13 protein-coding genes are annotated in these 12,002 nt (G+C 34.6%); 9 read left to right on the forward strand and 4 right to left on the reverse strand.

Going from position 1 to position 12,002, the window contains the following annotated elements; all coding sequences use genetic code 11:
* Positions 1 to 9: 9 nt before the first annotated feature.
* The 5 genes from pyrF to FD31_RS02100 all read left to right on the forward strand — a co-directional run bounded on the left by pyrF (position 10) and on the right by FD31_RS02100 (position 4,338).
* On the forward strand, positions 10 to 702 hold the full coding sequence (pyrF, locus tag FD31_RS02080) for an orotidine-5'-phosphate decarboxylase (protein ID WP_057891114.1): 693 nt from the start codon (positions 10 to 12) through the stop codon (positions 700 to 702).
* Positions 702 to 1,340, forward strand: a complete 639-nt coding sequence (gene pyrE / locus FD31_RS02085; protein ID WP_057891115.1) for an orotate phosphoribosyltransferase — start codon at positions 702 to 704, stop codon at positions 1,338 to 1,340. Before pyrF ends, pyrE begins: the two co-directional genes overlap by 1 nt.
* Positions 1,340 to 2,491 (forward strand): quinone-dependent dihydroorotate dehydrogenase, encoded by a 1,152-nt coding sequence (locus FD31_RS02090; protein ID WP_057891116.1) that lies wholly within the window; start codon positions 1,340 to 1,342, stop codon positions 2,489 to 2,491. Before pyrE ends, FD31_RS02090 begins: the two co-directional genes overlap by 1 nt.
* A 164-nt stretch (positions 2,492 to 2,655) precedes the next feature.
* Positions 2,656 to 3,549, forward strand: coding sequence for an ABC transporter ATP-binding protein (locus FD31_RS02095; protein ID WP_057891117.1), 894 nt, complete (start codon positions 2,656 to 2,658; stop codon positions 3,547 to 3,549).
* Between the two features lie 9 nt (positions 3,550 to 3,558).
* Positions 3,559 to 4,338 carry an ABC transporter permease gene (locus FD31_RS02100; RefSeq protein ID WP_057891118.1) on the forward strand — a complete coding sequence of 260 codons (780 nt, stop codon included), beginning with the start codon at positions 3,559 to 3,561 and terminating at the stop codon, positions 4,336 to 4,338.
* A gap of 16 nt (positions 4,339 to 4,354) precedes the next feature.
* On the opposite strand, the gene FD31_RS02105 is transcribed toward FD31_RS02100, so the two are convergent.
* The 3 genes from FD31_RS02105 to FD31_RS02115 form a co-directional block, all read right to left on the reverse strand.
* The gene (locus FD31_RS02105; protein WP_057891119.1) at positions 4,355 to 4,726 is read right to left on the reverse strand and encodes a hypothetical protein; all 372 of its coding nucleotides are present in this window, start codon (positions 4,724 to 4,726) and stop codon (positions 4,355 to 4,357) included.
* 454 nt (positions 4,727 to 5,180) lie between these two features.
* Positions 5,181 to 6,767: an L-lactate permease gene (locus FD31_RS02110; protein ID WP_057891120.1), complete on the reverse strand. Its 1,587-nt coding sequence runs from the start codon at positions 6,765 to 6,767 to the stop codon at positions 5,181 to 5,183.
* Positions 6,768 to 6,872: 105 nt separating this feature from the next.
* The gene (locus FD31_RS02115) at positions 6,873 to 7,136 is read right to left on the reverse strand and encodes a hypothetical protein (RefSeq protein ID WP_057891121.1); all 264 of its coding nucleotides are present in this window, start codon (positions 7,134 to 7,136) and stop codon (positions 6,873 to 6,875) included.
* Between the two features lie 281 nt (positions 7,137 to 7,417).
* Between FD31_RS02115 and FD31_RS02120 the strand changes: the two genes are divergently transcribed.
* From FD31_RS02120 to FD31_RS02130, 3 genes are all read left to right on the forward strand, one after another.
* On the forward strand, positions 7,418 to 7,915 hold the full coding sequence (locus FD31_RS02120; RefSeq protein WP_057891122.1) for an acyl-CoA thioesterase: 498 nt from the start codon (positions 7,418 to 7,420) through the stop codon (positions 7,913 to 7,915).
* Positions 7,916 to 8,048: 133 nt separating this feature from the next.
* Complete coding sequence (locus FD31_RS02125; protein ID WP_083483563.1) at positions 8,049 to 8,399, forward strand: PadR family transcriptional regulator; 351 nt, start codon at positions 8,049 to 8,051, stop codon at positions 8,397 to 8,399.
* Positions 8,392 to 9,744 carry a DUF4097 family beta strand repeat-containing protein gene (locus FD31_RS02130; protein ID WP_057891123.1) on the forward strand — a complete coding sequence of 451 codons (1,353 nt, stop codon included), beginning with the start codon at positions 8,392 to 8,394 and terminating at the stop codon, positions 9,742 to 9,744. The genes FD31_RS02125 and FD31_RS02130 overlap by 8 nt, the downstream gene beginning before the upstream one ends.
* 39 nt (positions 9,745 to 9,783) lie before the next feature.
* Here FD31_RS02130 and FD31_RS02135 read toward each other — a convergent pair whose 3' ends face one another.
* Complete coding sequence (locus tag FD31_RS02135; RefSeq protein WP_057891124.1) at positions 9,784 to 10,326, reverse strand: hypothetical protein; 543 nt, start codon at positions 10,324 to 10,326, stop codon at positions 9,784 to 9,786.
* A 166-nt stretch (positions 10,327 to 10,492) separates the two neighbouring features.
* On the opposite strand from FD31_RS02135, the gene FD31_RS02140 reads away from it, so the two are divergent.
* Positions 10,493 to 11,998, forward strand: a complete 1,506-nt coding sequence (locus FD31_RS02140; protein WP_057891125.1) for a YfcC family protein — start codon at positions 10,493 to 10,495, stop codon at positions 11,996 to 11,998.
* Positions 11,999 to 12,002: the final 4 nt, after the last annotated feature.

Here is a 12,002-nt window from a genome sequence, read left to right on the forward strand (position 1 = left end):
GGGGTAAAAATGAGTAAACCAGTAATAGTAGCGCTAGATTTTGCAGATGATTTTGAATGTATCAATTTTTTAAACCAATTTCCTAAGGATGATAAACTTTTTCTAAAAATTGGCCTCGAAATGTTTTGTCAATTTGGTTATCCATTCGTTAGAAATTTAAGAGAACGTGGTTATAACATTTTCTTAGATTTGAAATTGCACGATATTCCCAATACGGTTAAACGAACATGTGAAATGATTGCCCAATGGGATGTGCAAATGTTAACAGTTCATGCAACTGGTGGAGCTGAAATGATTGAAGCTGCTAAGAAGGGTTTAGATGGTTCCGCTACTAAGTTACTAGCAGTTACTCAATTGACATCACTTGGTCAAACGGAATTGGCTAACGAATTACAAGTACCTTTAAAATCACAAGATTATGTCACACATCTAGCAAAATTAGCTTATCAAAATGGTGCTGACGGCGTTATTTCATCAGCTTTGGAAGTACCTTTAATTAAAGAAGCTACTAGTACAAATTTCTTATGTGTAACCCCAGGTATTAGACCTAAATCAGCACAAGTTGGCGATCAAAAACGTGTCGCAACCCCAGCACATGCTCGTAGTTTAGGTAGTGACGCTATCGTTGTCGGTCGTCCGATTACCCAAGCAGCAGATGGTCATCAAGCATACATGAATATTTGTAAGGAGTGGAATAAATAATGGATAAATTAGCAGTTGCAAACAATATCGCAGGACAATTATTAAAGATTAAGGCGGTGACACTTAGTCCCAAAGAACCTTTTACTTGGGCTAGTGGAATTAAATCGCCAATTTATACTGATAACCGCTTAACGATTGCTTATCCAGATTTCCGCCAAATAATTGCACATGATTTAGCTGCATTGATCAAAGAACACTACCCAGACGTCGAAGTTATTGGTGGAGTTGCCACAGCCGGTATCCCTCATGCAACAGGTGTTGCCAACATTTTGAATTTACCATTGAATTATGTTCGTCCACAAAAAAAGGATCATGGGAAAAAGAGTCAAATTGAAGGTCGCTGTCAAAAAGGTGATAAAGTCGTATTGATTGATGACCTCATTTCAACTGGTGGTAGTATTTTGAAAGCTGTTAAAGCCGTTCGTGAAGAAGGTGGGGATGTGATTGGAACGGTCGCTATCTTCTCTTATGGCTTACCAGAGAGCACCAAAAACTTTTCTGACTATGACACACAATTGTTCACTTTGACTGATTATCCAACCATGATTGAAGTCGCTCAAGAACAAGCTTATGTTGAAGAAAATGATATGGAATTATTACAACAATGGTATCAAGACCCAGAAAGCTGGGGTAAATAATGGACTTATACAAATTAGTTCGTCCGGCAATTTTTAAAGTTGATCCTGAAGTGGATCATCATATCGTTGCGACTGGTCTAAAAATGTTTAACCAGACACCACAAGTTTTACGAACAATGTTTCAAACTAAAAATTATGAAAATTTAAAAGTAACTGTAAAAGGTATTACCTTTGATTCACCAATCGGTATTGCTGCCGGCTTCGATAAAAAAGCTGAATTTTACAATAGTCTCGGTGCACTAGGGGCTGGTTTCGTTGAAATTGGTAGTGTGACTAAAGATAACCAACCAGGAAATAAGAAAAAGCGAATTTTTCGTCTACCAGAAGATCAAGCAATTATTAATCGAATGGGCTTAAATAACTTAGGTATCGAAGAAACAAGAACTCATTTAGCCAACACTCCTAAGCACGTTAAAATTGGTATCAGCGTTGCTCCAGGACACGGCCTTGATACTGAGAGCATGATTGACGAAATGGTCGAGGATATCAAGCAAATTCATTCCTTTGGTGATTATATTGCTTTAAATCAAAGTTGTCCTAATCAAAAGGGCGTTACAACGTTACAAGAAATTCCTGTTGCCAAAAGATTACTTCAAAAAATTCATAACTTACATATCAAGGAACCGGTTTTTTGTAAGTTTGGTAACGACGTTACGTCAGAACAAATGCTAGATTTATTGGCTGAAATTGGTGATCTGATGGATGGAATTATTTTGACCAATACAGCTTCTAATCCGAGTCCAATTCATGCTGATTTACAGTCAGCTCATAAAACTGAGGGTGGCGGACTCAGTGGTAAGCCAATTTTTGAAAAATCATTGAGCTTAACAAAAGCCGTTCATCAAGCTTTCCCAGATTTACCAATTATGTTCTCTGGCGGTGTTTTCACACCTGAAGATGCTCAAGTAGCACTAGAGGCTGGAGCAAGTTTAGTTCAAGTTTATACTGGCTTCATTTATAACGGCCCCACGCTGTTGAACCAAATTAATCGTCATTTATCAGCACATGATGTTATTGCTGGTTTGCAACGTTCGGATAATATTAAAGCTTTACCAGTTCACAGTGATGACGATATTGTCGTTACCGATATTGAGGCTGCAAAAAAAATGGAATTAGATGCTAGTTCTGGTGCCTCATTTCATGAAGAATAACTAAAAAACACCCTATCGACGGTTGATAGGGTGTTTTTGCTTTTCCAGAAAAATTTTTGAAACACGAATGGCTTATTCAATATCTAAAAATAATGATTTTCGCTAAACTTTATTTATCGGATTAAACGGGGATATTTGGGAATTAAAATTCGTGGAGGTTTGCGATGGAAGAAACAATTTTAACTGTGAAAAATTTAAATAAAACATTTGGTAAAAAACAAATTTTGCATGATGTTAGTTTTGAATGCCAAAGAGGTCGTATTGTTGGTCTTATTGGAGCTAATGGTGCTGGTAAAACAACCATTATGAAAGCTATTTTGAGCTTAATCAAAAGTGACGGACAAATTAAAATTGCTGGACAGACAAGTAGTTTTAACAGTCATCAAGCTTTACAAAAAGTTGGTGCGTTAGTTGAATATCCAGGGATTTATCCTTATTTGAGTGGTCGTGATCATTTGCGATTATTTGTCGCTGATACATCCAATCAAAAGGAACGAGTACAAGAAATTATTGATGAATTAAAGCTGAATGAGTACGTTGACCAAAAGGCTAAATTGTATTCTTTAGGAATGAAACAAAAACTTGGGATTGCGATGGCATTAGTAAATCAACCTGAGCTAGTTATTTTGGATGAACCGATGAATGGACTGGATCCTCAAGCTACTAAAGATCTTCGCGAGTTGATTTTGAATTATAAAAATCAAGGGATGACAGTTCTTATATCGAGCCATATTTTAGGTGAACTTCAAAAATTGGCTGAAGATTTAATTGTTATCGATCATGGGAGAGTAATTAAAAAGACTACAATGACACAATTGTTGGCTAATAATCAGCATTTTGTGGTTCTCAAAACAAATGATAATCAAAAGGCACGCGAGTTGTTAGAAATTGTCGGTTTTGAAATTTCAGCAACATCACCATTGCGGATTGTGCTGACGGAAGAAAATACCGTTGAACGAATAATGAGTATTTTAATGAAACAGCAAATTACGATTAATGACGTTCAGCATGAAGATGCTGATTTAGAAGAATCTATTTTGAAATTAATTGCTGATTAGGAGAGAATAATGTTTTTTTTATACAAACAAGAAATCTTTAAGTTGCTCAAGAAAAAGAGTCTCTGGTTTTGTTTATTGTTCATCATTTTACAAAACATTGGTGTAGCTATTTTGGGAAATGCATATCCAAAATACATCAATGTCCCAGAGCTGTTCAAATATGATTTTGCATCACTATCATTTACTGTTTTAATTTTGATTGCGGCCAGTTCTACAATTATTTCAACTGAATATGAATACAATACGATTAAAAATATCGTGATGCAGCCATACTCTAGGACAATGATTTTAATCAGTAAATGGCTGACGATTTTAACATATGCAATTGGAATTTATTTGTTATCCATACTAATGAGTCTTATGAATAAATTTATTTTCTTTAATAACAGTTTTTCATTGACTGATAGGCTAAATGGCAAGGAGAATATGATTTGGCAAGATTGGTTAATTGTTAATGGTGCCAACTTTATTACCTTGTGGTTAATTTTAAGTATCGTTTTCTTATTAGCTTCTGTGATGAAAAAAGGGGCGGTTGCGGTCATTGTTGGTGTTGTGGGCTACTTTGCGATGAATATCATAGGCTCAATGATGTTTGTTCTGATTGAAAGATGGGAATTCTTGAAATGGAATCCATTGAATTTCTTAAATTATCCTGGTCAGTTGGCTAACGTAGGGATTCTTTCAGAATTGACCCATTTGAGTAATACGCAATTATTAATTGGAAACTTATCCTATATTGTATTGTTTATGGGAGTTGGGTTATATTTCTTTTCCAAGAAGGAAATTTAATGAATTTTCGTGTCCTTTAAATTTTCAATTTCTTTAAATCATTAATATTTTGTTTGACGATTTGTTTTTGATCGTGATTCAAAACATTATTATCGGCAATGGTATCCAGAATGTTATCACCTAGTTCGATAATGTTGATTGTTTTACTATTAGTCGATAACACAGCATAAATTGAGACAAATTGTTGTAATTCAACAAAATTGGGAGACTTTTGGATTTCAGTTTGATCCAATAAGGTGCCTGCCGTACTGATAATAACTTGTTTAGCACGTTGATTTTTCTTCTTGTTTTCCTGACGTTGTTGATAATAAGGCAAGAAGAGAGCAACTGAAACTGCTAATAATTCTCCTAAACCTTCGACCCATTCTGCAAGTGAACCAATTTCCATGATGTTACCTCCAAAGGGTATTACTTGTGTAATCTTAATGGATAATAACATTCATACGAATGAACTTAATAATAAATTGTTAAATAAAATACGTATCGTATTCAAAAACGATTTTCTGAATTTATTGATAGGAAATATGTGATTGAGTATTGTGAATGACAAAAGATTCTTAATTTGAACATGTTTGCACAAATCTAACTATAATAGATTATGGAAATCAAAAAATATTATTTGAAAGAGTGTCTTGTTTGCAGTGAACAGGGCACTTTTTTTTAAACCAACAAAAAGGGGATTGTGACATAATTACTTTTACCTTAAATATGCAGCATAAACGTGCAAGAAAACATAGCTTTTTCCGCTTAAATCAAATAAGAGCCGCAATCCAAAATCGGATTACGGCTCTTATTTTCCTTAATGCTCGGAAGCTGACCATGTTTTTGAGCACTCTCTTGTTTTACATAAATAACGTAAAGATAAAACCAACGATACCAACTAATAAACCATAAACTAAAGCTGGAACAACAGTCTTTCTTAAGATATTACCTTCTTGACCAGATAATCCAACGACTGAACTGACAGAAACAATATTGTGAACACAAATCATATTTCCGGCAGCTGCACCAATTAGCTGTGCTGCTAGAACAAGGTCGGTTCCAACACCTGCTTTAGTGGCAATATCAGCTTGAATTTGGCCAAATGTCAATGTTGAAACGGTTGTACTACCAGTGACAAATGATCCTAGTTGACCTAGGAATGGGGCGATAATAATCCAAACAGATGAGAGATACTTAGAAATTATTTTGGCAATGTACATGGGCATGCTTGGTAGATTAGCGCTATTTAACTCGGAGTTAGTAAAAATTTGCACCATTATTAAAGTGACAATTAAAGCTAAGGCAGTTGATTTCATGGAAAAGACTACTTTTTTAGCAGTTGGTAAAAAGCTTTTAAGCGATTTAACTTGAATCAAAAGTCCAATCAAAACAGCAATTGTCAAAAGTGTTCCAGGTGAATAAAGAAATTCCCAATCAGAGTTAATCTGTGAAAAGCCTAGAATGTTTTTCCAAGATAAATTCACGTTATTAACTAAGAAACTCTTCAACGGCATGATTGTCCGTGTTGCTAGTAACATCAGGATAACGACGATATATGGTGACCAAGCAGTTAAAAGTGACATTTTATTATCTGATTTAACCGTTTGAGTGGAAGTTGTCCAGGGATGCTCAAAGACTGATTTGGGCAATAAAAATTTAAATTTAATTGAAATAATAGCAATAATAATTGTGGCAAATGGTGCTAAGATTGCTACGAATTCATAACTGATAGTGAATGAGACTAGCAATGCAAAGAGACTGTAGACGATACCAATAAATAATGACCATGGTACTAGTGTTAGAAAGTCTTTCAGATGATTACTATTCTTTTTGCCAAACAAAAATGTCAGCATCAAAATTAAAATTAATGGCATAAATGTTCCAGCAAATAAGTCTAGTTGAGTGATTCGTTGGCCGATGGCATTGAGGAAATCAGCTTTCTCACTGACGTTACTTAGTCCAACGGTTAATGGAGTACCAACAGCTCCGAATGAAGCAGGAGTTGAATCAGCAACCAAAGCTAGTGTGACAGCAGCCATAGGTGAAAAACCTAAAGCAATCATCAACGGTGCCGTGACCATTGCTGGAGTACCAAAACCAGAAACACCTTCAATCAAGCCACCAAACAAAAAGGCAACCAATAAAACTTGAAGTCGCATATCAGCTGAAATTGTGTGAAATCCAGCATTGATACGCTCAATAGCACCAGTATGTTGCAAAATATTTAACATCATTAAAGCCCCAAACAAAATCCATAAGATTGGTAAGGCTTTATGGATCGATTGAAAGATTGATGCTAGCAAGACATTTGTCGGCATTTTCCAGAAGAAATAGCCTTCTAATAAAACAATGAATGCACTGATCGACATACCCTTAGTAGCTGGCATGTTGAGGATGCCTAATAAAACTAGTGGCAAGATGACCGCAGATAGTGCAATTAGAATCATAAAATAACTCCCTCTTAAATCAATTTAATACATTATATAATTTTTGACTTATAGTTGTGAATAAGATTCCTGAAAATAATTTATTAGAAAATGACATAATTTATATTAAAGCATTGATAATGGACCGCCGTTGATACCTTTTGTGACAGTAACATCATCAGCATTGATTTCCGTTTGTTCACTTAATAATTGATTTAAATGACGCTTAAAGTCGTCCTCATGCAATTGTGATTTGACGTGCCAAGCTGATAGATTACCATTAGCTGAAACATCCCCTAATTCACTAATACCATCGAGTGTTTTTGGATCAACGACCTTATCAGAAGCGATATCGACGAAATAATTTGTATACCAAAGTTGAAATGCCATAATTTTCCTCCCAGATTTTGTTATCCTTATCATATAATATTTTTGATAAAATTAATCAATTATCGTGTTGTGTTAGTTAAATGTTTAGTTCTTTCGATTATTTTTTTTGAATTCAGTTTTTTTGCAGTTGTTATGTTTTCGGAGGAACTGTAAGAAAAGTATATTTCAAATTGATAATAAAAGGATTAACTATCATTATGATTTAATCAGGTTAACTTTATTTGAAAAAACTAGTAGGCAATTAAATTTAAACTAGTTAGAATTAAAATGTGGGGTAAATTATGAAACAAATAACATGTCAACAAACACGTACCGTTAGTGAACGGATTATTTTTGATGGTGATTTAAATGATAAGCAAACGCTCTTTGGGGGCAAGACGTTGAGTCTGTTAGATGAAAATGCTGGTTTAGCTAGTTTTAAATTGGTTCATGCCAAGATTGCGACTGCTAGTTATGACCATATAAATTTCTGGCGTCCAATTACAACTGATAAGTATATTAAATTTGAATCAATGGTGACAGGTTTGTCTGGTCGTCAGATTGAAGTCTTTACTAAAATAATTAGCCATGATTTGAAGACTGATATTACTGAAATTGCTTTTACAAGTTTTTGTACATTAGTTGTCTTGCGTTCAGCTAACCAAGCAGAATTACCAGAGTTAGTTCCTGAAACCGACGAAGAGAAGTATCTTTGTGCAGGTTTTGCGGATCGTTTAGCAGTTAGACAAGAGGAACGTAATCAAAAAGATGAATTTTTAAGTCATTTAACACTTGATTAGAAACAGGGTAGTAATCGATTTTAGATTGCTGGCCTGTTTTTTTACTCTAAAATACTGTTTTGAGTAAATTACTTTGACACACATAGTAATTGGTGTTACATTATTGTCATGGAAATAGAAGGTAGGGATAAATGTGAAACCACTAATTTCTAAAGATATTATTCGTGGACATACGACAACCATTGTTTTGAATATTCTCAATCAAGGCGATAGCTACGGTTATGAGATTGCTAAAATGGTAAAGGTTTTGAGTCACGACGCGTATGAATTAAATGAGGCTACTTTGTACACTGTTTTTCGGCGTTTAGAAAAAAATGGCGATATTGCCAGTTATTGGGGCGATGAAAGCCAAGGCGGCCGACGTAAGTACTATCAAATAACGGACCAGGGCAAACAGACATTGGTTGAAAATATCAAAGCTTGGAATTTTGCCAAAGATGTTATCGATGATTTGATATTAGGAAGGATACGAAATCATGAGTGAAATGATAAATAAACTGGTAGATGAAAAATTAACAAAGATTTTTGCGGATTATCCAACAACTGACGATTTAAAAGAATTACAAGAAGAATTATCCTCTGATTTGATTGCTTCGGCTGAGGATAAAATAACAGCCGAAACGACAGAACAAGCAGCCGTTGACCAAGCTTTTCAAGAATTCGGTGATATTGATGAGGTTATCAGCCAAGTTTTGGATGAACATGACGACAATGAGACGGAAAATCATTATCATAAAACAATTCATGAACATCATATTGATTTAGATGATGATGGTATTCGTATTGATAATGGAAAAATTTTAAATATCGATGAAGATGGTCTCACTATTAATAATGGCAAAACCGTTCGAATTGATGGTGATGGCGTTAAATTAGGCAATATGGTCATCAATGAAAATGGCATCAATTTCCATGGTCAGTCACAGCCTAAGACTTCCTTTGATGAATTTAATGCTAAATTTAACAATAATGCTTATGATACCGAAGTCCATGTCGAATCTTTGCCATTAACTGATGAAAGTGAATTTGCAGTTGAGGACATCAACAAAGTAGATGTGACTTATGAAAATGCGGATGTTAAAATTTTGCCAACCAAAGGTACTAAAATTATGATTCACGAATATATGTCACGAACCAATCCTGACTATCAAGTAAAAACTGATTTAGTGGACGACACTTTAGTTATCAAACAAGGTCGTTGGCCCCATTTCTTACCATTAAAAGTTAAAGTGCAAATTTTATTACCTGAAAGTTTTGCTGGAAAAGTACGTGTTAATAACCGCAGTGGTAATTTGTTAATGCAAAATCTCAGCCAATTGGATTCAGCTCTAATCAACGTTAAGAGTGGAATAGTTAATATTCGTAATCTCAAGCTGGATCAACTCTTAATTAATGCTAGCTCTGGAAAAGTTGTTATGGAAGATTTGAATATTTCCAATGATTTATCAGTCGAATCAAGAAGTGGCGTAATTAAATTAGATAATGTATATAGTCCAAATTATAATATTTTGGCTCGAAGTGGCACTATCAAAGGAATTGATCTTGGTGGTGGTGGTAAAATCACTGCTAAATCAGGGACAATTAAACTGGAATTTGCGAAAATAACTTCTAATGTAGCTGTGACAAATAATAGTGGAACAGTTAGATTAACGATGCCGGAACATGATTCCTATAATTTTGACCTAGAAGCTAAGAGTGGAACAGTTAAAATGAACCATGCAGCCAATTACAAACATGATGTTCAAAGTTTGAAAGAGGGTACTGTCGGTACTGATCCACTGTATAATTTGTCAGTACGTGCTATTTCTGGAACAATTAAAGTAAATTAAAAAAAACTGAGACGAAAATTATAATTTTCGCCTCAGTTTTTAATTGGTTTTTTTATCAAGTGTTTGTAAAACATTGGATAAACGGTACATAGTATGTTTTGGATCATGGAGTTGATCAAAGGAAATGTCTAAATTAGCTGAAGTTTGGTTCATTTTCAATTCTAAGAAAAATGGTTTGCGTACCCATGGAAAAATTGATTGTTTGGCCGGTTTGATTGTTAAAATATCTTTACTTGAATATTGCTTATCTTCCTCGTGAACAACAAAGTTTTTAATTTGTGAATAGCTGATAAATTGGAAGTCTGCTCGATTAGGAAAGATAATTAATTTTAATTTATCGCGATAAGTGGTCATTTTATAGTAAGAAATCCCATGATTTTCTAATTGCCAGTGACCAAATAATTTTGGCAAATAAATTGGGAAATAAACGCAAAGTAGTAAAAATAAAACTACTAAAAATGACAATATTGAAGTCTTTATGTTAACGATTAATCCTAAGCCAGCAGCCAAAAAGCTGACTAAAAAACTTACAATTATTGGACGATGATTGATCTTTTTTCCAAACTCGATCGTATCGATCATTCTAATATCTCCCTCTTGAATCTAATAATATTGTAATATTCTGCAAGCGTTTACACAACTGATATTAAAGGAAAATTTATTTAAAAATATTTCTTTGGAAAGCATTGTAATAGTTTATTTTATCGTATATCCTGAAACTATATTATAAATATAGGAGGGTTGATTTATGGAAAAAAAGGCAAAAAAATGGCAAATGCCATCGGCTTATACAATTTTGTTCTTTCTAATCATCGTAGTTGCTATTTTAACTTGGATTATACCTGCAGGTGAATATGCAACCACGAAAGCAGGAAACATTATTGCCGGAACTTATAAAGCACGTGCCAGTAGTCCTCAGGGTATCTGGGATGTATTTCTAGCACCAATCAATGGGATGGTTGGTACTGATATAACTGAAGGTTCCATTTCAGTTTCACTCTTTATTTTGGTTATTGGTGGTTTCTTAGGGGTCGTCAATAAAACGAAAGCACTTGATGACGGAATTAGTGCGACAGTTCGTAAATACCATGGTAAAGAAAAAGCTCTTATCCCAATTTTAATGACCTTATTTGCAATCGGTGGTTCTACTTACGGTATGGGTGAAGAAACGATTGCGTTCTATCCAATTTTGATCCCTGTTATGATCAGTGTTGGATATGATTCAATCACTGCAATTTCACTAGCTTTGATTGGTTCACAAGTTGGATGTTTGGCTTCAACAGTTAATCCATTTGCGACAGGTGTTGCTTCACAAACAATTAATATTTCACCTGGTGATGGTTTAATTCCACGGTTTATTTTATTGATAATTGTAACCGGTATCAGTATCGCTTATGTTATGCATTACGCTGACAAAGTTAAGAAAGATCCTTCACAGTCGGTTGTGTTTGAGCGTCGTCAGAAGGACCTTGAAGAATTCAACATGGAAGACAGATCAGTTGGTGAAAAACTAACTAAGAAACAAAAGAGTGTTCTTTGGCTATTTGCTTTGACATTCGTTGTTATGATCACTAGTTTGATTCCTTGGACAAGTTTGAATTCTAGTTGGACATTCTTTGACAAGTTTACAAAATGGTTAACAAATATCCCATTCCTTGGCGCTTTAGTTGGTAAGGATATTGCTCCACTAGGTACATGGTACTTTACAGAAATCACAACATTGTTCTTTATGATGTCAGTTATTATTATGTTTGTTTTCCGTATGAAGGAATCAGATTATATCAGTGCCTTCATGGGTGGTATGACAGAATTTATCAGTGTTGCTATTATCGTTGCTGTTGCTCGTGGTATTCAAGTTATCATGAACAATGGTTACATTACTGCGACAGTCTTGCATGCTGGTGAAACTGGTTTGCAAAATCTTTCTGCCGGTGTCTTCATCGTCTTGACATATATTTTCTATATTCCAATGTCATTCTTGATTCCTTCAACTTCCGGTCTTGCTGCCGCTACAATGGGAATTATGGGACCACTTGGTAAGTTCTCTGGCGTTGACGGCTCACTTGTTATTACGGCTTATCAATCAGCTTCTGGACTAGTTAACTTGATAACACCAACTTCAGGTATCGTTATGGGTGCTTTGGCAATTGGTCACGTTGATATCGTTAAATGGTGGAAGTACATGTGGAAACTAGTCGCAATTTTATTCGTGGTTATCGCAGTATTCTTAGTTATTTGTTCGATGTTTAAATAATATT

The sequence above is a fragment of the Companilactobacillus nantensis DSM 16982 genome (assembly GCF_001435815.1).
Lineage (GTDB): Bacteria > Bacillota > Bacilli > Lactobacillales > Lactobacillaceae > Companilactobacillus > Companilactobacillus nantensis.